This window comes from Paraburkholderia sp. Cpub6, from assembly GCF_014201065.1.
GTDB classification, from domain to species: domain Bacteria; phylum Pseudomonadota; class Gammaproteobacteria; order Burkholderiales; family Burkholderiaceae; genus Paraburkholderia; species Paraburkholderia tuberum.
The window spans coordinates 1-22422 of the sequence record NZ_JACHDM010000012.1 but is presented as its reverse complement, the minus strand read 5'-3'; the positions used below and the strand labels follow the sequence as shown (position 1 = coordinate 22422).

The window sequence follows — 22422 nt, the reverse complement described above, 5'->3', positions numbered from 1 at the left end:
ATTTCAAAAACAAGGAATTGCAATGCAAAACTACGGATTGGCACACGTGTGGGCGCAAGGGGATTTCGTGACGCGCGGTATCGCGCTCGCGCTATTGCTCATGTCGGTGATGTCGTGGAGCGTGATCGTCGTCAAAGGCTGGAACGTGATGCGCCTGAAGCGCCTGACGAAGAACGCCGAGCAGGCGTTCTGGCATTCGGACGACCTCGCCGACGGCGTGAAGAAGCTCGGCGGCGGCGCCTCGACGCCGCATGACAACCCGTTCCTCGCGCTCGCGCTGTCGGGCCAGGAAGCGGCCGACCATCATCACCAGACGCAGCCGCATCTGCATGACCGCATGGACGTATCGGACTGGATCACGCGCTGCCTGAAAGACACGATGGACGAAAGCGTCGCACGCATGCAGAGCGGTCTCGCAATTCTTGCGTCGATCGGCAGCACCGCGCCGTTCGTCGGCCTGTTCGGGACCGTGTGGGGCATCTATCACGCGCTGCTCGCGATCGGCGCGAGCGGCCAGTCGTCGATCGACCAGGTCGCCGGCCCGGTCGGCGAAGCGCTGATCATGACCGCGTTTGGTCTGTTCGTCGCGATTCCGGCGGTGCTCGGCTATAACGCGCTGACGCGCGCCAACAAGGCGATCGTCGCGAAGCTGAGCCGCTTCGCGCACGGCCTGCATGCGTTCTTCGTGACCGGTGCCCGTCTGTCGTCGACCAGGCACGGCGACGGCCTGCGTCTCGCAACCCGCGCCAACTGATCGACGAGGCATCCCAATGGCAATGAGCCCTTTCGCCGGAGACGATGACGACGGCCTGATGAACGAGATCAACATGACGCCGCTCGTCGACGTGATGCTGGTTCTGCTGATCGTCTTCATGGTGACGATTCCAGTGATCCGTCACGCGGTCAAGATCGATCTGCCGCACGCGAGCAGTCAGAAGGAAGACACGAAGCCCGCGCAGGTGACGGTGTCGATCGACGCGGACGGCAACGTGCTGTGGGACAGCACCAAGGTCGACGATGCGGCGCTCGCCGCGAAGATCGCCGCGGCCGCGCAGGCGAGCCCGCAGCCGGAGTTGCATCTCGATGCGGACCGCAAGGTGCCGTACGAGAAGGTCGCTCAGGTCATGTCCGCCGCGCAGGCTGGCGGACTGACGAAGATCGGTTTCGTCACGCAGCCCAAAGCGAAGTAAGCGGTAACGTGGCAAGTGGAGCGGCAAGCGGAGCAGCGCGCTCGTCCACGAGAACACCCCTTTAAACAGGGCCAAAAAGTAAAAGGCCTTCATCGTCGGATGAAGGCCTTTTTTTGTGCGCACTCGGCGCCTTCGGGCGGCGGGATCATTTGCCATCGGCCGAAGACTGATAGCTTTTATCACCGCATGCGAGGGCCGTGGTCGACACGGACAACGCGGTCAGCCCTATCAGGCCCGCTATGATAGCGGCCATGAGTTTTCGCATAGGACACTCCTTAGCGAAAGGGATTTCACTATATGCCTGTGTGCGCGCGCATTCAAGCAAACGACCATTGAAAGTAATCATGACAGGCCGCGCTTAAATGCTAAAAACGATTTCCGAAGCGCGCTAGGGGCCCGCAGCGCACCGTGCCCCCTTAAGTTGCCACAGAGCCTCATGAAACCGCCGCTGACACAGCGGAGGAAGCCCTCGCCGCCGATGCCTGCGCCGCCGCTTTTTCGGCGCGCTCAGGACACTCGCCGATGATGTGCTTGCCCTCATCCGGATCGAGCATCTCGACCAGATAATCGACGAACGCGCGCACGGCCGGCACCATCCCCTGACGCGACACGAACACCGCGTACAACTGCGGCGTCGGAAAACTCCAGCCCGGCATCACGGGCGACAACTGCCCCGCTCTCAACGCGGCTCCATACATCATCTCCGGCAATGCGGCAATGCCGACGCCGGCGAGCACCGCCTCGCGAATCGTCATCAGATCGGCGGTCACGAGGCGCGGCTCGTGTTCGTGAGCATGGCGCGTGCCGTCGGGCGAGATCAGGTTGTACACGTGGCGGCCGTCGCTCGTCGGCACGTCGAGTGTTTCGAAGCGGTTCAGGTCGCCCGGCGTCAGCGGCGGCGCATTCTGCTGCAGCAGGCTCGGCGCGCCGACCAGCATCTGCTCGGTGCGCCACAGCGGCCGCACGACGATGTTCGCGTTTTCCGGCGGATCCGAACGCACGCGCAGTGCGACGTCGATCGAATCCTCGAACAGATCGACCACGCGATTCGTCACGCGCATCACGACGCGCACCTCCGGAAAGCGGTGCATGAATTCCGGCAGAATCGTCGACAGAATCGTCTGCGAGATCGTAACCGGCACGCTGACGCGCACCGTGCCGCGCGGCGACGAGCGCAGCTGCTGCACGACATTGACCGCCGCCTGCGCTTCGCTGAGCATCGCCTGACAGTGCTGGTAGAACAGCTGCCCCGCTTCGGTCAGTGCGAGCTTGCGAGTGGAACGCTGCAACAGGCGCACGCCGAGCGACGCCTCCAGCTCCGTGAGCCGACGCGACAGGCGCGACTTCGAGATGCCCAGCACCCGCTCGGCGGCCGAAAATCCGCCATGTTCGACGACCTGCGAAAAGTACATGAGGTCGTTCAGATTGTGTGAATCGATCTTCATCTCATCGTTCCATGAATAGAACAATCCATTGCTGAGGGACGGCTGGCACCGCCAAAAACGGTCCCTATAATAGCTCCATGTTTCAGAAATCGCGCTATTCCCCATTTTTCGAGGTGATATTGATGACTACGTCACGCACGATCGAACGCACGTTCCCGTCGGTTCGCACAGTGGAGGGCGGCGGATTTATCGTTTATCGACCGTTTCCGACGCGTCTGCTGATGGACTTCGATCCGTTCCTGCTGCTCGACGAAATGGGGCCGGTCGACTATGCGCCAGGCGAGGCCATCGGCGCGCCCGATCATCCGCATCGCGGCTTCGAGACGGTCACCTATGTGCTCGAGGGCCAGTTCGGCCACAAGGATTCGGCGGGCCATTCCGGCACGCTCCACGCCGGTGACGTGCAATGGATGACCGCGGGCGCGGGCGTCGTGCATAGCGAAATGCCGGACCCGGAATTCACGCGCACCGGCGGTCGCGTGCACGGCCTGCAGCTATGGGTGAACCTGCCGCGTCGCGACAAGATGATCGCTCCGCGCTATCAGGAAATCCCGTCGACACGCATTCCGGCCGCGACGTCCGAAGACGGTCAGGTGCGCGTGAAGGTCATCGCGGGCGAAGCGCTCGGCGTCAAGGCCGCGATCGAAACGCACACGCCGATCCTGTATCAGCATTTCTCGTTGCAGCCGGGCGCGACGATCCGCCAGCCGGTACCGGCCGACTATCGCGTGTTCGCGTATGGGCTGTCCGGCAAGGGCGTGTATGGCGAAGGCGACGCGCGCGCGGACATCGACGCGCGCACGATGGTGGTGTTCGCCAACGACGGCGACGCGGTGACCATCACGGCCGGCGACGAACCGCTCGAAGTGCTGCTGCTCGGCGGCGTGCCGCTGAAGGAACCGGTGGTGCGCTATGGCCCGTTCGTGATGAATACCGAAGACGAGATCCGTCAGGCGGTGATCGACTATCAGGCCGGGCGGATGGGCGCGATCACGCACTGACAGGCGAGCGCCTGCCGCGCGTTTGTCACGCCTGTCGGCGCGAGGCGAAGCTTGCCACCAGCCACGCGCGCCGCCAAATCATCCGCCACGGGCCGCGAACGCCGCTAAATTCGTTCACAATAACGGCTCATGTCGCGCGGCCCGCGTTGATTTCGACAGTCCGCGGCGCGCGACGCTATTAGATCCCTAGCAGAGGAGCCGCGCATGGCAGAGCCCACCGTCACCGCCCACATCGGTTCGACGAATTTCCAGGTCGTGTTCGACGACGGCAAGCACACCTGGCTTGCCGACGAACCCGAATCGCTAGGCGGCGGCGACCGCGGCCCGACGCCGGTCTCGCTGCTGCTGTCGAGCCTCGGCGCTTGTACGTCGATCACGCTAAAGATGTACGCGCAGCGCAAAGGCTGGCCGCTCGCGGGCGTACGCGTCAATCTGTCGATGGAAACCGGCGACGCAGGCTCGACGATCGACCGTCAGATCATGCTCGATGGCGATCTCTCCGGCGAGCAGCGGGAACGGCTTTTGCAAATTGCCAATGCGTGCCCGGTCCACAAGATCCTCACGCACACGATCTCGATCCGCTCCGCGCTCGCGGTCGCTTAACAGTCGCAGCAAACGCGCATAGGACGGTCGGACGCCGTCCGTTCGGGTCACGGGTATTGCAATATTTTCATAGGACGCAGTCGTCTTGAATTTCGAACACCTTATTCAGATCAACGATCCGTTGAATCCCTTCGTCGAATCGATGACCCGCGAGCAGCTGTGGGAAGGGCTCGTGCTGCGCGCCGAGCAGCCGCAACTGTTCGTGATTGGTCTCGACAGCTGCACGATCCTGTCGCGCGACGCCAATGTGCTCGAGCGTGAGTTGCACTACGGCCAGGCCACCGTGCGCGATCGCGTCACGCTGCAGGAACGCGAAAGCGTGCGCTACGACATCCTGCCGACCGCCGAGCACGTCGGCGGCTCCCTGACGATGACGATCGAGCAGCCCGATGAGCTGCAGTTGTTCCTACGCTTCGAGTACGCGACCACGCTGCCCGTGTCGACCGACCAGGACGCCGTGCAGACGCAGGAGATCGTCAAGTCCGCGTATCGCGAGAACGATATCGACACGGTGCGGCTGATCCGCCAGTACGTCGCGGCCGGGCAGGAACCGGGACCGTTGCACTGACATACCGCGCGGGCGCCCTGCCCGCGCTTTCGCGGGGCCATGTCAGAATGGCTTCCAGAATCGCCATCGAGACGCACTTTCATTCAGCTATCAAAAGTCGGACCCGATCAATTTCTCGATCTTGCAAATAGGAATGGTTATCATTTAGAATGATCACATCGAATCGACGAACAAGCTAAAACGAATGACCGATATGACTCGCTCCTCCACGCTCAGCCTGCGCCGCTCGGCGGCCGCGCTAACCAGCCGCCCGAAATCGTCGACGACGGCCGCGCCCGCGGCGAAACCCGGCGCGCAACGCGCCGCCGGCCAGAGCGAGACGTCGGAACGGGTCGTGCGCAGCGACGCGCTGCTGCAAGGCCATAGTCACATCAGCATCGTGCACAACGGCGACACGTATCAACTGCGTGCAACGCGCCTCGGCAAGCTGATCCTGACGAAGTAGCAAGACACGAGGTAAGTACCGGGTATTGTGGGGACCACCTCCCAGAGAGGTGTTAGGCATTAGCCAGCCACGACGGTTTGCACGCGAGAATTAGACCCCTTCGTGCAGACACCAAGCCAGCCGTCGCAGCAAGCCAGGCCGCTTTTTTGGTTCTCGCTCGAAAGCCGATGCGCGCAACGGCGTACATCGCTGAAAATGATAAAGCCGTGGGGTGTCACCATCCCACGGCTTTTCGTTTGCGCTTGCGCCTGCGTTCGCACCGGACACAGGCTGAAGACTTACTTCGAGGCCCAGCCCCAGAACATCAGCCACCACGCGCTATTGACGACCGCCAGCGCCACGACGAACCACAACATCGCCAGCGCGCGTTGCACGAAGCGCTCGCTGTAGCGGCGCGTGACGAGCCACGCGAGCCATGCGCTCCATGCGCTCGCAATCACGAGAATTGCGATGCGCAGACCCGACGCCCACCACAGCGACACGTGCTCGGCGCGCAGCAGCGACAGCGTCGTCGCCGACAAACCGAGGAATACGCCCGCGCCCGCGATCGGAATCAGCCCCTGTGTCAAGTGATGCAGACGCGTTGCGTCGAAGCGCCCGAGCATGCGCGTCGCGCCCGTCAGCAACAGCAGCAGCACGGTGCCGTAGACAAGCGCCGTCGCGAGGATGTAGCCGATCAGCAGCGAGCCGTCGAGCCACGAGAACACGTCGTTCTGGTCGGGGTAATGGGTGAACAGGAACCACGGCGCGTTGGTGTCGAGCGGCCACGTGATGTCGCGATCGACGAGCCATGTCGCGGCGAACATCTTCAGGTCGATGAACCAGCGCGACGCGGTCCAGTGGAACGCGCCGATCGCGATGCCGAGCAGGCCGTACAGGATCAGCGCGGTGTCCCACGGGTTCGCCTTCTTGTCGCCCAACTGCACGATTTCGGTCGACGGCTTGCGCCACGTCAGCGCGATCGCATCGCGGTGTCCGCTGCAACGGCCGCACATATGGCAGTCCGCCGCACCCTTCATGTTGCGCAACGGCACGAGCGGCGCGCAGTTGATCGGAATCACGCGATGCCCATGCTCGCCGTTCGTGTACGAGCGGCGCCACGCGTCTTCGTCGACCTTGTAGTGAAACGGCGCGAGCCGTGACAGAAGCGAAAAAACCCCGTTGACGGGGCACAGGTATTTGCACCAGACGCGCTTCTCGCGTCCGTATAGCAGACCGATCACGATTGCCGCGAAGGTCGAGCCGCCGAGCACCAGCAACACCGCTTTCGGATACTGGTAGACGCTCACCATCTGCCCGTAGATCGTCGTGATGCCGAACGCGACGAACGGCCAGCCGCCCCAGCGCATCCAATGCGGAATCGCGCGGCCGCGGCCGAATTTGCTCGCGAATTCGGCGAGCGCGCCCTCCGGACACAGCACGCCGCACCAGACGCGGCCGAGCATCACCATCGACAGCAACACGAACGGCCACCAGATGCCCCAGAACACGAACTGCGCGGCGAGCGTCAGGTTGTTCCACAGATGCGCGGTGTCGTCCGGCAGCGGCATCAGCGCGGGCACGACGATCAGGAACGCATACACCGCGACCACGACCCACTGGATGCCGCGAATCACCGCGCCGTGGCGCTGCATCCACTGGCCGGCCGCCGCGAGGCGGCCCTGCCGGGAAGCCATCACGGCGCTCATGCCGCGCGCCCTGCCGTCTGCTGCGCGGGCTTGCGACTGGCGCGGCGCAGGAGCAGATAAACGACCGCCCAATACACGGCATAGGCGAGCAGATTCATCAGCGCCGGATGCGCGCGGTAGCCGGTCAGCGTCGCGACGAGCGAACCGAAGGTGCTCGAGTCATCGAGAATCGCCGACGAATTCCACAGCTGGTTGACGAGCGTCGGCAGGATTTCCTTGTCGATCAGCTTGTCGACGCCGGTCTGGAACAGCCCCGCGCCGAGGAACAGCAGCATGATTTCGGTGACGCGAAAAAAGAGCCGCCACGAGATGATCTTGCCGCCGATCTGCAACACGTAGAAGGTCAGGAACGCAAGCGCGAGACCGATCACGACAGCGAGCATCTGACTGCCGTCGACATGACCCGACTGGCCAAAGCCGAGGCCGTACAGGAAGATCACGGTTTCGCTGCCTTCGCGCGCGATCGCCAGTGCGACCAGCAGCGCCACGCCCCACCAGTTCGAATCGCGCTGGCTCTTTTGCAGCGACTGTTCCATGTCGCGCTTCAGCGTGCGGCCGTGTTGCTTCATCCACAGCACCATCTGCACGATCAGCACGCAGGCGATGAGCACCATCGCGGTCTGGAAGTAATCCTGCGCGTCACCGGAGAGCACCTCGGTGAAGCCGATTAGCGCCGCGCCGAGCGCCACCGCCGCGATCACGCCGGCTGCCACGCCGCCCCACAGGTACGGCAAGCCGCGGCGGGCGTCGTCGTCGCCATTTTTCAACCACGCGTACAGGATGCCGACGACCAGCAGCGCCTCAACGCTCTCCCGCCACACGATGAACAGAATCTGACCCATTCAAGCTCTCCCTTCGATCCTTCTACTGCCCGCTTCCGTTGCCTCGCGCGACCGACAGCGCCCGCTTGCCGTGGCGAGTTCGCGTTCGCATTCGATCGAGACCACTGCTTACTTCGCGACGATCACGCCTTGCGCCTGCTGGTGAAAGTCGTCGAAAAACTTGTATTCGCCCGGCTCCAGCGGAGCGATCACGACGAACGAATCGGCGCCCGGCGCCAGAACCTTCTCTTTACGCAACTGCACGCTTTCGAATTCGGCCGCGCCCTTGCCGGTGTTGCGTACTTCGATCTTGATACGCTGGCCTGCCGGCACTTCGATGCGGGCCGGGTTCAGTTTGCCGTCGTTCATTTCGAGCTTGAAGGTCGGCAGGTCGGCTGCATGAGCCGTGGCCGCCAAGCAAAACGTGGCGGCAAGCATCGCGATCTTTCGGTTGATTCTCATTGCCCTTTCCGGAAAACGCGACGCGCCAACGCCAGATATGACTCCGACTGTCCGCGCGCCGTCTGCTGCATTCACTGATACGTTGAGCGACGCATTGGCACCGCGCGCCGGTCAGTAACCGCCCTTCTTGCCGATGCCAGCGAAGGTGAAGTCGTATTCGAGCGTGATTGGCTTGAACCACGGACCCACGCCGGTTTCCTTGTCGACGTGACGGCCGAACGCCATGTGGCCCATTTGCATCGGCGGTTCGACGATCAGCTTCAGGTGATACTTGCCCGGGCCTTGCAGCTTGACGTTGTCGCCGTAGTGCGGACCATCGTTCGCGACCATCGGCATCAGGTCGCCCTTCAACGGCTGGTTCGAGCCGGCCTTCGTCAGTTCGTAGTGCACCTGCAGATACGGCATCCAGTCGCCTTCGGCGAAACCGGTCGGATTGTTCTTGACCGCGTGGATGTCGGACTCGAGGTGAATGTCCGAATCCGACGCCTTGCGCATCATGCCTTCAGGTTCCATCGTGACCGGCTGCAGGTAGACCGCGCCGATTTCCATGCCGCCCTGGATCTGCTGCTTGCCAATCGGATATTCGGCGGCCGAGGCCGACAGCGCCGCGACAGCAGCTACCGCTGCCGCGCCACCGCGCACAAAGGAAGAAATCCGCATTGAAGCTCCTTGTTTCTATCAGACTGGAATCGATTTCATTGAAACACTGCGGCCGCAAGTCAGATGTAAATTTAAATGCGAACCATTCTCAATATTGGGGCGAGTTTATCATCGATCGTTGACGAGAACAAACCTGTCAGCACGCTCTGCCTGATGTCAGCAGGGTCTTAAGGCTCGCTTAAGAAACCTTCGTGCGGCGGGGAAACAGGTACGGAATTCGTCACGGCCAGGTTGGCCGCGCCGACGGCTGCAGCGGGACCTAAAGCGCCGGCCGATGTGAACAGGCGCGGCGAATGGCCGCGCCCTTTCGTGGTGGACAAAAGCGGTGGAGGGACGCTAGCTATTCGACGCCCGACACGTGGTCGCCGACGTTCGCGCCGAACACGCGCTGACGCAGCAGCGCTAGCTGGTCGCGGGTCTGCGCGGCCTTCTCGAATTCGAGATTCTTCGCGTGCTCCATCATCTGCTTTTCGAGGCGCTTGATCTCCTTGGCGAGTTGCTTCTCGGACATGTCCTCGAACTTCGCGCGAGTCTGCTGCTCCTTCAACTCGGCACGCGCTTCGTCGATGTTGTACACGCCATCGATGATGTCGCGAATCCGTTTCACGACGCCGCGCGGCGTAATGCCGTGCGCGGCGTTGAACGCGATCTGCTTCGTACGGCGCCGCTCGGTTTCGTCGATCGCGCGACGCATCGAGTCCGTGATGTTGTCTCCGTACAGAATCGCCTTGCCGTTCACGTTACGCGCCGCCCGGCCGATGGTCTGGATCAGCGAACGCTCGGCGCGCAGGAAGCCTTCCTTGTCCGCGTCGAGAATCGCGACGAGCGACACCTCGGGAATATCGAGCCCCTCGCGCAGCAGGTTGATCCCGACCAGCACGTCGAACGCGCCGAGACGCAGATCGCGGATGATCTCGACGCGCTCGACCGTGTCGATGTCGCTGTGCAGATAGCGCACCTTGATGCCGTGGTCGGCCAGGAACTCGGTGAGCTGCTCGGCCATCCGCTTGGTCAGCGTCGTGACCAGCACGCGGTCGCCGGCCTTGATGCGCTCGTTGATCTCGCCAAGCACGTCGTCGACCTGGCTGCGCGCCGGCCGCACCTCGATTTCAGGGTCGACGAGGCCGGTCGGACGCACAAGCTGTTCGGCGACCTGCCCCGCGGTCCTCTTCTCATAATCGGCGGGCGTCGCCGACACGAACACGACCTGGCGCATCTTGCGCTCGAACTCGTTGAACTTGAGCGGCCGGTTGTCGAGCGCCGACGGCAGCCGGAAGCCGTAGTCGACGAGGTTTTCCTTGCGCGCGCGGTCGCCGTTGTACATGCCGTTCAGCTGGCCAATCAGCACGTGCGATTCGTCGAGCATCATGATCGCGTCGGGCGGCAGGTAATCGACGAGCGTCGGCGGCGGCTCGCCCGGCGCCGCGCCCGAGAAGTGCCGCGAATAGTTCTCGATGCCCTTGCAGAAACCGAGCTCCTGCAGCATTTCGAGGTCAAAGCGGGTGCGCTGCTCGAGGCGCTGCGCCTCGACGAGCTTGCCTTGGCTATAGAAGAATTCGAGGCGCTCGCGCAGCTCGGCCTTGATCGTTTCGACGGCGCGCAGCACGGTATCGCGCGGGGTCACGTAGTGCGACGACGGATAGACGGTAAAGCGCGAAATTTTCTGCCGCACGCGGCCGGTCAACGGATCGAATAGCTGCAGCGTCTCGACCTCGTCGTCGAACAGCTCGACGCGCACCGCCATCTCGGCGTGCTCGGCCGGGAAGATATCGATGGTGTCGCCGCGCACGCGGAACGAGCCGCGCTGGAAGTCGGCTTCGTTGCGGCTGTACTGCATCGCGATCAGCCGCGTGATGACGTCGCGCTGGCCGAGCCGGTCGCCGGTGCGCAGCGTCAGGATCATCTGGTGATATTCGGACGGATTGCCGATACCGTAAATCGCCGACACCGTCGCGACGATCACCACGTCGCGCCGCTCCATCAGGCTCTTGGTCGCCGACAGCCGCATCTGCTCGATATGCTCGTTGATCGACGAGTCTTTCTCGATGAACAGATCGCGCTGCGGCACATACGCTTCCGGCTGGTAGTAGTCGTAGTACGAAACGAAGTACTCGACCGCGTTGCGCGGAAAGAACTCGCGGAACTCCGAATACAGCTGCGCGGCGAGCGTCTTGTTCGGCGCGAACACGATCGCCGGGCGGCCGAGCCGCGCGATCGTGTTGGCCATCGTGAAAGTCTTGCCGGAGCCGGTCACGCCGAGCAGCGTCTGGAACGCGAGACCGTCGCCGACGCCTTCGACGAGCGTGTCGATGGCCGTGGGCTGGTCGCCGGCGGGCGGATACGGCTGGTAGAGCTTGAACGGTGAACCTTCGAACGTGATGAATTTTGATTCGTCGAGCGTATCGTCGGCTTCAGTCAGATGGTGTTCGGACATGAGGGGCGGCACCGGGCCTTGGGCAAAGAATCATTCTAACGGGTTGCGGAAAGCGAAGATCGAGCGGGCTTACGTAGGGCGGCCCTGGGCGCCGGTGTGTTATGGCCCTTTGCGGACTTGCGCGCCCTGACGGGGTTTACCGCGAACTCCCATCCCGGGCTCTGTCCTCCACGCCACGCGTCATCGTGGCGCAGTCAGCGCCAATGGACAGCGCACCTCGGCCTGTTCGCGCCGTCGACATCGCCACGCCCGCTCGAATTCCCTACTGCCACATGGCTCTCCAGTGCCTGTTTTTCAAGCAAATAATCGCCTTTTGCCCGTCTGGTCGTCCGAAAAAAAGCGCCCGGATTCGTTACAATGCGAAGTTGCGCTCGCTCGCCGCTGTCCATAGGCCGTCCCCGATTTTCGCGTTTCGTCGAACTCACGCCCACCCGCGAAACGCCGCCGACGCTCCAGATGAGCCCGCACGCGCGCGAAGCCGCCCTCTTTTCACTACTGCTGCCCACCCATCATGTCTCTGTTCTCCGCCGTCGAACTTGCTCCCCGCGACCCGATTCTGGGCCTGAACGAAGCTTTCAACGCCGATACGCGCGCCACCAAGGTCAACCTCGGCGTTGGCGTGTACTTCAATGAAGAAGGCAAGATTCCGCTGCTGCGCGCCGTGCGCGAGGCGGAAAAGGCTCGCGTCGAAGCCGCGCTGCCGCGTGGCTATCTGCCGATCGAAGGTATCGCCGCTTACGATGCCGCCGTGCAAAAGCTGCTGCTCGGCAACGACTCGCCGCTGATCGCGGCCGGCCGCGTCGTCACGGCGCAGGCGCTGGGCGGCACGGGCGCGCTGAAGATCGGCGCGGACTTCCTGAAGCGCGTGAATCCGAATAGCAAGGTCGCAATCAGCGATCCGAGCTGGGAAAATCACCGCGCGCTGTTCGAAGGCGCGGGCTTCGTCGTCGAATCGTATCCGTACTATGACGCGCAGACGCACGGCGTGAACTTCGACGGCATGTTGAGCGCGCTGAACAGCTATGAGGCGGGCACGATCGTCGTGCTGCACGCGTGCTGCCATAACCCGACCGGCGTCGACCTGAGCGTCGAGCAGTGGAAGCAGGTCGTCGAGGTCGTCAAGGCGCGCAACCTCGTGCCGTTCCTCGATATCGCCTACCAGGGCTTCGGCGACAACATCGAAGCGGACGCGGCAGCCGTGCGTCTGTTCGCGGCGCAGGAACTGAACGTGTTCGTGTCTTCGTCGTTCTCGAAGTCGTTCTCGCTGTACGGCGAGCGCGTCGGCGCACTGTCGATCATCACCGCGAGCAAGGAAGAAGCGGCGCGCGTGCTGTCGCAACTGAAACGCGTGATCCGCACCAACTACTCGAACCCGCCGACGCACGGCGGCTCGGTGGTCGCGGCCGTGCTCGCATCGCCGGAACTGCGCGCGACGTGGGAAAGCGAACTGGGCGAAATGCGCGAGCGCATCCGCGCGATGCGCAATGGTCTCGTCGAGCGTCTGAAGGCAAGCGGCGTCGATCGTGACTTCGGCTTCGTGAACGCACAGCGCGGCATGTTCTCGTACTCGGGTCTGACGGCACCGCAAGTGGACCGTCTGCGCGAAGAGTTCGGTATCTATGCGGTCAGCACGGGCCGCATCTGCGTGGCTGCGCTCAATACGCGCAACCTCGACGTCGTCGCCACCGCGATTGCTCACGTGCTGAAGTAAGGCGACTCACAGCGCGGAGGTTTGCCGTGCAAGTGCAGCAGGTTCGCCGCTGCCACCGACTGTAAAGACGGCGCCCTGTTCTGAAAGAGCGCCGTTTTCTTATTTTCCGACGGTTCGGCCTTGGTTGGCGCAGCGTCGGGGCTCTCCGCGAGGAATCAGCGCGAATCCCGATGAATATCGTGCGTGACGAACCCGGCATCGTTTTCCGGCATATCGAGCCAGTCGGGCTGCTCGAGAGAACGGAGAATATCTTCGAGACCGCTTCGCCAATGCTCGCGCATCGTCGACAGACCGAATTGAAAGTCCTTGTAGTGTCCTTCGTATTCCTTGTGCCGGTAGATCAGGTGAATCACGTTGTAGCGCTTTGAACACGACAGATCTTCGGCCAGCTTGCACCACGGATCGTCGCGTTGGTCTTCTGGCACACGGTCCAGCACCTCGCGCAGTACGTGGCGGAAACGCTGCGAGCGCTGCAGCATGTCGGTCACGAGACGCGTACGGCTCGAATACTGGATGTCTTTCATGCGGCCCTGCACGTCGGTGATGTTGTCCGGAACCGGCCCGATCGCACTCCATAGGTCGACCTGAAACGCGAGCGTGTCGCGACGCGGCGTGGACTGGAGCACCTCGTAGAGCGGCGTATTCGACATCAGGCCGCCGTCCCAGTAGAACTGACCGTCGATCTCGACGGCCGCGAAGCCCGGCGGCAACGCGCCAGACGCTATGAAATGCTCGGGTCTGAGCGTGGTGTGGGTATTGTCGAAGTACGCGAAATTGCCCGTGCCGCAATTCACCGCGCCCACCGACACGCGTATTTCGCCGGAATTAATCCGGTCGAAATCACACAGCGACTCGAGCGTGGCCTTCAGCGGCGTGGTGTCGTAGTAGCTCGCCAATTGCGGCGGACCGGACACCGTGGGCAACAGCGGTGGGAAACGCGGCACGAAAAAGCCCTTTTGCCCTTCGACGATCGCGCTCATTGCCTGCGCTGCCGTAAATGCCTTGCGCACCGCTTCGCTCGAATTGAACAGCAGGTGCTCGATCGGAGCCGGCAAGGGCGCCCCGAACGCCGGCTGGCAGATCGTCTCCCAGAATTGGAGCAGACGCTCGACGCGTCGTTCAGGTGGATTGCCCGCAATGATCGCCGTATTCAGTGCACCGATCGAGATGCCCGCGATCCAGTTCGGTTCGATGCCGGCTTCGTAAAGTCCCTGAAAGACGCCGGCCTGATAGGCGCCGAGCGCGCCGCCGCCTTGCAGCATCAGCGCGACGGTTTCGTAGTTGGGCAACCGGAGATGCCGGCGCGGGCGGGCGGCGACCGACGGACCCGCGCCCTCCCCGTCGCCCGACACGCCCACCCGCGCCCGCTTCAGATTGCGTTGCGCCATGGGCCGCCCCTTAGTGCATGTACCAGCCGTGGCTCACGACGAACGACTGGCCGGTCAGCGCCGCGCTCGGGAACGTCGACAGGAACAGCACGGTCTGCGCGACGTCTTCGACCGTCGTGAAGATACCGTCGACGGTACCGCCCAGCATCACGCGCTTGATCACTTCCTCTTCGCTGATGCCGAATTCTTTCGCCTGCTCGGGAATCTGCTTGTCGACGAGCGGCGTGCGCACGAAGCCCGGACACACGACGTGCGAACGCACGTTATGCGCGGCGCCCTCCTTGGCAAGCACGCGCGACAGGCCCAGCAGAGCGTGCTTCGCGGTCACGTACGCCGACTTCAGCGGCGAGGCGAGATGCGAGTGGACCGAGCCCATGTAAATCACGACGCCGCCGCGATTGTCCTTGTACATGTGCTTGAGCGCGGCCTTGGTGGTCAGGAACGCGCCGTCCACGTGAATGGCCTGCATCTTCTTCCAGTCCGAGAACGAATAGTTTTCGATCGGATTGACGATCTGGATGCCGGCGTTGGAAACGAGAATGTCGATCGAACCGAATTCCTCGGCGACCTTCTCGATCCCCTGGTTGACGGCATCCTCGTTCGTCACGTCCATTGCCACGCCGATTGCCTTACCGCCGCCCTTTCTGATTTCTTCAGCCACGGCGTTCGCGCCGTCCTGGTTCAGGTCGGCGATCGCGACCGCTGCACCCGCGGCCGACAGAGTCAACGCGATCTGTTTGCCGATGCCGCTCGCGGCGCCAGTGACGACGGCAACCTTGCCGTTCAGATTCGAGTTCAGAGACGACATCCAGAACCTCCATGCAGTTGATGAGCAATGAGACCACGAGACCGCGCGCGGCGAGAAGTCGGCCAAACGGTATAGACCGTTCGGCGGATGCAGCGCGGCGGCCGACTTTGCTATTGTGCATGAACCCTGTGAACGACATAGGTAAAACGCACATCGAACCGTATCTCTTTAAACTGGACGCTTTCGGGCTGAATCCGGGCTCCATTCCCGTGGCATCACCAACCAGGAGACAGGCATGAATTATCGACGTCTGGGCCGCTCGGGCCTGCAAGTGAGCGAGTTGTCCATCGGCTCATGGGTCACGTACGGCAACCAGGTGGATCACCGCGCCGCGCGCGAATCGCTTGCCGCGGCGCGCGACGCGGGCGTCAATTTCTTCGACAACGCCGAAGTCTACGCGGGCGGCAAATCCGAGGAGATCATGGGCCATGCGTTGAAGGAGCTCGCGTGGCCGCGCGTGAGCTACGTCGTGTCGACGAAATTCTTCTGGGGACTCAACGAAGCGCCGAACCAGTACCACACGCTGAACCGCAAGTACCTGATGGACGCGATCGACGCGTCGCTGAAGCGCCTGCAGCTCGACTATGTGGATCTCGTGTTCTGTCATCGTCCGGACCCGAACACGCCGGTCGAGGAAACGGTGTGGGCAATGAGCGACATGATCGCGCGCGGCAAGGCGCTGTACTGGAGCACCTCGGAATGGAGCGCCGACGAGATTCGCGCCGCCTATGAAATCGCCGAGCGGCATCATCTGCACAAGCCGGTCATGGAGCAGCCGCAATACAACCTGTTTCACCGCAAACGCGTCGAGCAGGAATACAAACGGCTCTACGAGGACATCGGCCTCGGCCTGACCACGTGGAGCCCACTCGCATCGGGTCTGCTCACCGGCAAATATCGTGACGGCGTGCCAGCCGACAGTCGCGGGCAGTTGCAGGGCTATGACTGGCTGCGTCAGCAGCTCACTGACCCCACCCGGAACAACGTGGTCGGCCAGCTCGGCGCGGTCGCCGACGAGCTTGGCTGCACGGTCGGTCAGCTCGCGATCGCGTGGATTCTGAAGAATCCGAATGTCAGCACGGTGATCACGGGCGCCTCGCGGGTCGAACAGATCGGCGAAAACATGCAGTCCGCCGAGGTGGCCAAGCGCATCACACCGGAGATAAAGCAGCGGATCGAGGAGATCATCGGCGACGCGCACGAGTAATCGCGCGCGCAGCGCCCCGCACCGGGTGGCTAACCGGGCACGCGCGGTCGCGTACAATACGCGACCGCGCGTCGCCGGCTCCTTCGGGCCAGCCTGCGCTCTCTCAGTGTCCTCTCATCATGCTCAGCTACCGCCACGCCTTTCATGCCGGCAATCACGCCGACGTTCTGAAACACGCCGTCGTGTTGCAGCTCCTGCGCTACCTTGGCCAGAAGGACAAGGCCTACTGGTATATCGACACGCACGCGGGCGCCGGCGTTTACTCGCTGAAGGAAGGCTACGCGACGAAGACCGGCGAGTTCGAGACGGGTATTGCGAAACTGTGGGGCCGCAACGATCTCCCGCCGCTGTTCGCCGAATACGTCGATGAAGTCAGCGCGCTCAATGCCGATGGCCAGTTGCATTTTTATCCGGGCTCGCCGTATCTTGCGTGGCGACAACTGCGCGCGCAGGATCGTATGCGGCTCTTCGAATTGCACAGCACCGAAATCGACGTGCTGCGCCACAATTTTCGCGACGCGGGCCGACGCGCAATGCTGTATGCGGGCGACGGCTTCGACGGGATTCTCACGCTGTTGCCGCCCGCGCCGCGCCGCGCGCTGATCCTGCTCGACCCGTCGTATGAAGACAAGCGCGATTACGGGCGCACGCTGCGCTGTGTCGAGGAAAGTCTGAAGCGGTTTCCGACCGGCACGTATGCGGTTTGGTATCCGCAGGTCAAGCGCCCTGAGTCGCAGCGCTTTCCCGATCAACTGAAGCAGTTGCAGAAGGACAACTGGCTGCACGTCAGCCTGACCGTCAGCAATCCCCCGGAAGACGGCTATGGGCTGTTCGGTAGCGGCATGTTCATCCTGAATCCGCCGTATACGCTAGCCAAGACGCTGAAGGATCAGATGCCATGGCTCGTCAAAACGCTCGGCGAGGACAAGGCTGCGACGTTCAAGGTCGAATATCGCGGCAATTGAACGTGATGAGCGGCGCGTGAGCGTGCCGCGCGCGGTTCCCCGCCACCTGTCTTGCGCAACCCGATCTCCGCATACGCTCACTTGAACTGCGCGGCCGCCTTGCTCGCGAACTGGTTCGTATAGGTAGCACTCAGATCGATCTTCTTCGGATCGAGCCGGCTATCGAACGACGACAACGCGCGCAGCGACGTCGCCGGGCCATCAGCGGGCATCAGTCCGTCCGGCGAATACGCGTCGCGCACGTTGTGAAAGGCGTCGAGATAGAGCGTCGGGTCGCCCAATAGATAGGCTTGCGGCACCATCTTCAGCAGATCCGCGTCGCTCGCAGTCTGCAGCCAATGATTCGCGCGCACGATCGCGTTGGTCAGCGCCTGCGTTGTCTTCGGATTCTTCTGGATGAAGCTTTCGGCCGCGTAAAGCGTCGCCGCGGGCATCATGCCGCCGAACACCTCCTGCGTGCCTTTCACCGTGCGCGTATCGACAAGCACCTTGATGGCGCCGCTACGCGTGAGCTTGGTCATCATTGGATCGACATTGGACAGCGCGTCGATCTGCCCACTGCCCACCGCGGCCAGCACCGTCGCGCCGCTGCCGACGCCGATCGCCGAAATGTCGCTGCGCTGCACGCCGGCCTTGCGCAACGCAACGGTGAGCACGAGATCCGTCGACGAACCCGGTGCGCTCACGCCGACCTTCGCGCCTTTGAAGTCCGCGAGCGACTTGATCTGATCGGCCTTCGACTTCACCACGCCGATCACGATCTGCGGTGCGCGGCCCATCAACACGAACGCGCGATAGTGCTGACCCTTCGCCTGCATGAACAACGTGTGCTCGAACGCGCCCGCGCCGACTTCGGCGCTGCCGCCCACCACCGCTTCGAGCGCTTTCGAGCCTCCCGCGAAATCTTCGAGCGTGACGTTCAGGCCTTCGTCCTTGAAGTAGCCGAGCTGCTGTGCGGCGAGGACCGGCAGATAGTACAGGCCAGGTAAGCCGCCGACGGCCATCGTCAGTGTCGGCATTTCCGGCGTGTCCTTCGCGAACCCAGCGCCGGGCAACGCAGCCAGTGCGAGCAGCATCACGCAGGTGCGCGTCGCACGCTGCGTCCATTGATTGAGCATGGTGACGTCTCCTTGTTGTGTGTTCCGTTCGAAGCAGTGACGCAGGCGCACTTGCCGAGATCGAAGCTCACGGCGGCGAGGCGTGCAACGATTGTCGTCGGACGGTTTCACGGACGCCATGCGCCCAAACCCGAATGAGATTTCGGGTGCGAGGCAAGCTGGCGTATGGGAGAGAAACGGGACCGCAGAAGCACCGCCGACGATCTTTCGCGCCGTCGGTACCTATTGCGGAAGGGGCACCGCTCGAGGCATCGACTGCGGCGGCACGCCACCACCCGCCGGCAATTGGATATACGGCGCGACCACGAATGGCGGCGACGATTCCGGAGGCAGCTCGACCGGTGCCGCGATCGGCGGCGCGGCGACGATCGGCTCCGGCGCAGGCGGCGAGCTCAGCAGTACGGTACCGCTCTGGCCATTATTGACGCCGCCAAGCGTATCGAGGATCACGGGGGGACGCCCGTTATCGGACACCGCGAATGCGTCCGACGCGGCGCAGAGGGCGGCGAGCGTCGCCATGGCGGCCGCGGCCATCACGGCTCGGAAAGTTTGCAGCGAACGGACGGAGGACATGGACAGCCCGATTGGTTATGAATGCCGTCTTGCGCGAAAAACGCCATACATTACCGCGGGGCGCGTTACGAAGCTAGTCGATATTCGCCATCAGCAGCTTTCTTGCGCCGTTCACTCGAAAAAACGTCGAAGGCACACGCGGATTTCGATGTCCAGATACGACAAAGCCCCGCTTTGACGGGGCTCGACATTGGTACTGCACGGCCGCGCAAAAGCAGGCGCTACCAGGTCATACTCAGAGCGGAAACTTACAGCGAATAGCCGTTGGTTTCGAGCGAACGGATGCGCTGTTCGAGCTGAACGATATCCGACGACGAGGCGAGATATGCCTCACGACGGCTACGTTCCGCGGTTTCGAACCAGGTGCTGAGTTTCTCAAGAATGAATGCAAACATGATGTTCTCCAAGGATCAGATCGAATCCCCGGTGATTTGACATCAGGGATTTCCCGTAAAAGGGTTAACCCGCATTATAGCCTTTAGGTGCAACCTGAACAGTGAAATGCCCGCATGGCGTGCATTCCGTTTTGGAATAGTGCATCAGAAAGGTGCAACGCAGTTCCTGATTTTATTGGGTTTATCCAAGCGTCCTTTAAGTGGACGTCATTTCCACAATTTTTATGCTCACTTTCGGTGCATGAATCGCTCGACCTTAAGAATCGGCAGGCCGGGTTGCACTTCGATTAGCCGCTAAAGCGGACGGCAACCTTGTCCCGATACAAGATCGGTGTCCGCCAGTCGCTCGATAATCGGACAATCTGGCCGGTCATCACCATGGCAATGATCGGCCAGATGCGCGAGAGTGTCGCGCATGTCCGTCAGTTCGGCGATGCGGCGATCGAGTTCGGCGACATGTTCGAGCGCGATCCGCTTTACTTCGGCACTTGCACGCGAGCGGTCGTGCCATAGAGCAAGCAGCCGCCGGATATCCTCGACCAGAAATCCGAGCCGGCGAGCCTGGCGAATAAAGCGCAAGGAATGCACTTCCTGCGGGCCATACACGCGATAACCGGCACTCGTGCGCGCCTTCGCAGTCAATAGGCCGACACTTTCGTAGTAGCGGATCATTTTTGCCGTAACGCCCGACACGCGGGCCGCTTCGCCTATGTTCATGACTGTTTCCTCAAGGTTGCGACTGAACTCCAATCGATCCTACACCTTCCCATGGTGGGAAGGTCAGCAACCCAAACAAGGTACGGCAGGCATAATTCGACTATCCGCAATCTGATTCCGCCGAGGTCTTTGCAATGACAATCGAACTCCATGTAGAAGGCATGAGCTGCCAGCACTGCGTTGCCGCTGTGACGAGCGCGATTCGCGAGCACGACGCCGCCGCGCAGGTCCAGGTGGATCTCGCGACCGGCCGCGTGCTCGTGGAGTCGGCGCAACCCGTCGATGCGCTGAAGGCCGCGATTGACGAGGCCGGATACACGGTCACGTCTGTGCGCTGAGGGTGCCGCGCATGTTCAAGGTTGCCGTAATAGGTGGTTCCGGATTGCTCGGCCGCGCGCTCAACGACGAACTCGCGCGCCAGACCGGCTGGCAGACCGTCTCCACCGCATATAGCCGAACGTCTCCGCGAATGGTCGCGTTGGATGTTCGCGATCGCTTTGCGGTCGAGCGTTTCATCGACCGCGTAGCGCCGGATGCCGTCGTGATTGCCGCGGCGGAGCGCCGTCCCGATGTATGCGAGCGCGATCCGGCGCTTGCTCGCGCGCTGAACGTCGATGCCGTGCGAATGATCGCCGGGGCGGCAAACCGACACGGCGCGTGGACACTGTCGATCTCGACCGACTACGTGTTCGACGGCACGCACCCGCCCTATCGTCACGACAGCACACCTGCGCCACTGAACGCGTACGGACAGAGCAAGCTCGAAGGCGAGCGAGCGCTGACCGACACGGCCGAGGGCGGATGCGTGCTGCGTCTGCCGCTGCTATATGGTCCGATCGTCAGTTGGTCGGAATCGGCCGTGACTAGCCTCGTGCCGGCGATTGCAGCGGCGGCGGCGCCGGGGGCCCAGGCTGCCAGGATGGACGCTTGGGCGATCCGCTATCCTACGTACACGCCCGATGTCGCTTTCGTGATCCGACAGATGCTCGAGCGGCACGCGCGCGGCGAAACGGTCTCTGGCATCGTGCAATGGTCGGGCGACGAACCGATGAACAAGTACGAGATCGCCGCGCGCCTGGCAGAAGCGTTGCAACTCGACGCGCGTCTGACGCCCCAGCGCACGCCCACCGACGCGACGCCGCGCCCGCACAACTGTCATCTGGCATCGAGCCGTTTAGAGGTACTCGGAATCGGCCGACGCACGCCTTTCGATATGGCGATCCGGCTGGTGCTGGCCGCGTTTCCGTGGCAGGGACAGGCCAACTTCCGTATGATCCGGCACCTTGCGTGCGTGCGGTAAGCGGCTGGCGAACAATCAGATCCTATGTAGCGTGAGAGTCGTCAAGGCCCGAGTCGTAAGATTGACCGTGCCAAGGTTTGCTCAACGGAGGGCATCATGGACGCAAATCACGTTACCGGACCACATGCTGAGGGCGTCATCCTAGCAGTGTCGCTTGAACTGTCTGCCGCCCAGTGGAAGGTCGCGCTTCACGACGGATTCAGGGAGAAGCCGGCGGTCCACACGGTCAGCGCGCCACAGGCGAACTTGCGACTGCAGGCCGTTCTCGAACTCATCGCGCAGCACAAGCAGAAGTGGTCGCTGCCGTCGAACGAGCTAGCGTCAAGACTAATGGGATGGACGCCCCCACCCGAAGCTGGAGTTGCCCCGCTTTCGTGGACGCCTATCCTTTGGAACAGGAGTTCTCCACGAAAGCGGGGCAACTCCACTTCTGTCGAGCATGTTGCTGTTGATTTGGGCCGCGTAAACGCAAAAACCCCACCGCGGCGGGTGGGGTTTCTGACTGGGGGGAGCCTGACGATTACCTACTTTCACACGGGCAATCCGCACTATCATCGGCGTGGAGTCGTTTCACGGTCCTGTTCGGGATGGGAAGGGGTGGGACCGACTCGCTATGGTCATCAGGCATGACGGGTTGCTGCGTCGCAGGGTTGGAGTCAACCGCTTGCGCCACAGCCAATCGGGAAGAAGCGTAAAGGATTCGGGTGTGGGGGGTTGTGTTGTTTCTGGCACAACACTGAATCCCAACCGTGCGTTTCTGTCAGCTCCCGCGGGAGGTCACACCAATCCCCTTCGGGGATCGGACCCGCGTCAGTGCTCAGGCACTGGCGCGGGTCGAGACACACCTGTTATAGGATCAAGCCTTACGGGCAATTAGTATCAGTTAGCTCAGTACATTACTGTACGTGCACACCTGACCTATC

Annotated in this window: 23 protein-coding genes and 1 rRNA gene; 11 read left to right on the top strand and 13 right to left on the bottom strand. The window is 62.5% G+C overall.

All coding sequences use genetic code 11. The features are described from left to right. Nucleotides 1-22: 22 nt before the first annotated feature. Together HDG33_RS20450 and HDG33_RS20445 are read left to right on the top strand one after the other, a co-directional pair. The gene (locus tag HDG33_RS20450; protein ID WP_184032605.1) at nt 23-754 is read left to right on the top strand and encodes a MotA/TolQ/ExbB proton channel family protein; all 732 of its coding nucleotides are present in this window, start codon (nt 23-25) and stop codon (nt 752-754) included. A 16-nt stretch (nt 755-770) separates the two neighbouring features. Then, nucleotides 771-1190 (top strand): biopolymer transporter ExbD, encoded by a 420-nt coding sequence (locus HDG33_RS20445; protein WP_184032602.1) that lies wholly within the window; start codon nt 771-773, stop codon nt 1188-1190. A 434-nt stretch (nt 1191-1624) separates the two neighbouring features. Here the strand turns inward: HDG33_RS20445 and HDG33_RS20440 are convergent, their stop codons facing one another. After that, nucleotides 1625-2635 carry a LysR family transcriptional regulator gene (locus HDG33_RS20440; protein WP_184032600.1) on the bottom strand — a complete coding sequence of 337 codons (1011 nt, stop codon included), beginning with the start codon at nt 2633-2635 and terminating at the stop codon, nt 1625-1627. A gap of 122 nt (nt 2636-2757) precedes the next feature. Here HDG33_RS20440 and HDG33_RS20435 point away from each other — a divergent pair, with 122 nt between their 5' ends. The 4 genes from HDG33_RS20435 (at nt 2758) to hemP (ending at nt 5252) form a co-directional block, all read left to right on the top strand. Next, nucleotides 2758-3636, top strand: a complete 879-nt coding sequence (locus HDG33_RS20435) for a pirin family protein (RefSeq protein WP_184032598.1) — start codon at nt 2758-2760, stop codon at nt 3634-3636. A 204-nt stretch (nt 3637-3840) separates the two neighbouring features. Continuing rightward, entirely contained in the window at nt 3841-4239 is a 399-nt protein-coding gene (locus tag HDG33_RS20430) for an OsmC family protein (protein WP_184032595.1), read from the top strand. An 85-nt stretch (nt 4240-4324) separates the two neighbouring features. Next, nucleotides 4325-4807, top strand: a complete 483-nt coding sequence (locus HDG33_RS20425; RefSeq protein WP_184032593.1) for an SRPBCC family protein — start codon at nt 4325-4327, stop codon at nt 4805-4807. Between the two features lie 184 nt (nt 4808-4991). Continuing rightward, nucleotides 4992-5252 carry a hemin uptake protein HemP gene (hemP, locus tag HDG33_RS20420; protein ID WP_184032591.1) on the top strand — a complete coding sequence of 87 codons (261 nt, stop codon included), beginning with the start codon at nt 4992-4994 and terminating at the stop codon, nt 5250-5252. A gap of 278 nt (nt 5253-5530) precedes the next feature. On the opposite strand, the gene HDG33_RS20415 is transcribed toward hemP, so the two are convergent. The 5 genes from HDG33_RS20415 to uvrB all read right to left on the bottom strand — a co-directional run bounded on the left by HDG33_RS20415 (nt 5531) and on the right by uvrB (nt 11317). After that, nucleotides 5531-6940: a 4Fe-4S binding protein gene (locus HDG33_RS20415; protein ID WP_184032589.1), complete on the bottom strand. Its 1410-nt coding sequence runs from the start codon at nt 6938-6940 to the stop codon at nt 5531-5533. Further along, on the bottom strand, nt 6937-7782 hold the full coding sequence (locus tag HDG33_RS20410; RefSeq protein WP_184032587.1) for an FTR1 family protein: 846 nt from the start codon (nt 7780-7782) through the stop codon (nt 6937-6939). The genes HDG33_RS20415 and HDG33_RS20410 overlap by 4 nt, the downstream gene beginning before the upstream one ends. A gap of 108 nt (nt 7783-7890) precedes the next feature. Then, entirely contained in the window at nt 7891-8223 is a 333-nt protein-coding gene (locus tag HDG33_RS20405; RefSeq protein ID WP_018418640.1) for a cupredoxin domain-containing protein, read from the bottom strand. 111 nt (nt 8224-8334) lie between these two features. Continuing rightward, nucleotides 8335-8883, bottom strand: a complete 549-nt coding sequence (locus HDG33_RS20400) for an iron transporter (protein WP_184032585.1) — start codon at nt 8881-8883, stop codon at nt 8335-8337. A gap of 340 nt (nt 8884-9223) precedes the next feature. Further along, complete coding sequence (gene uvrB / locus HDG33_RS20395; RefSeq protein WP_184032583.1) at nt 9224-11317, bottom strand: excinuclease ABC subunit UvrB; 2094 nt, start codon at nt 11315-11317, stop codon at nt 9224-9226. A gap of 511 nt (nt 11318-11828) precedes the next feature. Here uvrB and HDG33_RS20390 point away from each other — a divergent pair. Then, nucleotides 11829-13028: an amino acid aminotransferase gene (locus HDG33_RS20390; RefSeq protein WP_184032581.1), complete on the top strand. Its 1200-nt coding sequence runs from the start codon at nt 11829-11831 to the stop codon at nt 13026-13028. Nucleotides 13029-13183: 155 nt separating this feature from the next. Here the strand turns inward: HDG33_RS20390 and HDG33_RS20385 are convergent, their stop codons facing one another. Next, nucleotides 13184-14416 (bottom strand): patatin-like phospholipase family protein, encoded by a 1233-nt coding sequence (locus HDG33_RS20385; RefSeq protein WP_184032579.1) that lies wholly within the window; start codon nt 14414-14416, stop codon nt 13184-13186. Nucleotides 14417-14426: 10 nt separating this feature from the next. Beyond that, entirely contained in the window at nt 14427-15224 is a 798-nt protein-coding gene (locus HDG33_RS20380; RefSeq protein WP_184032576.1) for a 3-hydroxybutyrate dehydrogenase, read from the bottom strand. Between the two features lie 235 nt (nt 15225-15459). On the opposite strand from HDG33_RS20380, the gene HDG33_RS20375 reads away from it, so the two are divergent. Together HDG33_RS20375 and HDG33_RS20370 are read left to right on the top strand one after the other, a co-directional pair. Beyond that, entirely contained in the window at nt 15460-16431 is a 972-nt protein-coding gene (locus HDG33_RS20375) for an aldo/keto reductase (protein WP_184032568.1), read from the top strand. Between the two features lie 119 nt (nt 16432-16550). Next, on the top strand, nt 16551-17396 hold the full coding sequence (locus tag HDG33_RS20370; RefSeq protein ID WP_184032566.1) for a 23S rRNA (adenine(2030)-N(6))-methyltransferase RlmJ: 846 nt from the start codon (nt 16551-16553) through the stop codon (nt 17394-17396). A gap of 77 nt (nt 17397-17473) precedes the next feature. Here the strand turns inward: HDG33_RS20370 and HDG33_RS20365 are convergent, their stop codons facing one another. The 4 genes from HDG33_RS20365 to cueR form a co-directional block, all read right to left on the bottom strand. Next, a complete protein-coding gene (locus HDG33_RS20365) occupies nt 17474-18514 on the bottom strand; it encodes an ABC transporter substrate-binding protein (RefSeq protein WP_184032564.1) in 1041 nt (346 codons plus the stop codon). Between the two features lie 222 nt (nt 18515-18736). Beyond that, entirely contained in the window at nt 18737-19087 is a 351-nt protein-coding gene (locus HDG33_RS20360) for a hypothetical protein (protein ID WP_260330529.1), read from the bottom strand. A 248-nt stretch (nt 19088-19335) separates the two neighbouring features. Next, complete coding sequence (locus tag HDG33_RS20355; RefSeq protein ID WP_018418650.1) at nt 19336-19482, bottom strand: DUF3563 family protein; 147 nt, start codon at nt 19480-19482, stop codon at nt 19336-19338. A 294-nt stretch (nt 19483-19776) separates the two neighbouring features. Next, nucleotides 19777-20199 carry a Cu(I)-responsive transcriptional regulator gene (gene cueR / locus HDG33_RS20350; protein WP_018418651.1) on the bottom strand — a complete coding sequence of 141 codons (423 nt, stop codon included), beginning with the start codon at nt 20197-20199 and terminating at the stop codon, nt 19777-19779. A 134-nt stretch (nt 20200-20333) separates the two neighbouring features. Here cueR and HDG33_RS20345 point away from each other — a divergent pair, with 134 nt between their 5' ends. Then, nucleotides 20334-20537 (top strand): heavy-metal-associated domain-containing protein, encoded by a 204-nt coding sequence (locus HDG33_RS20345; protein WP_090803824.1) that lies wholly within the window; start codon nt 20334-20336, stop codon nt 20535-20537. An 11-nt stretch (nt 20538-20548) separates the two neighbouring features. Continuing rightward, on the top strand, nt 20549-21499 hold the full coding sequence (locus tag HDG33_RS20340; RefSeq protein ID WP_184032561.1) for an SDR family oxidoreductase: 951 nt from the start codon (nt 20549-20551) through the stop codon (nt 21497-21499). 511 nt (nt 21500-22010) lie between these two features. Here the strand turns inward: HDG33_RS20340 and rrf are convergent. Continuing rightward, nucleotides 22011-22124, bottom strand: a 5S ribosomal RNA gene (gene rrf / locus HDG33_RS20335). Between the last annotated feature and the right edge of the window lie 298 nt (nt 22125-22422).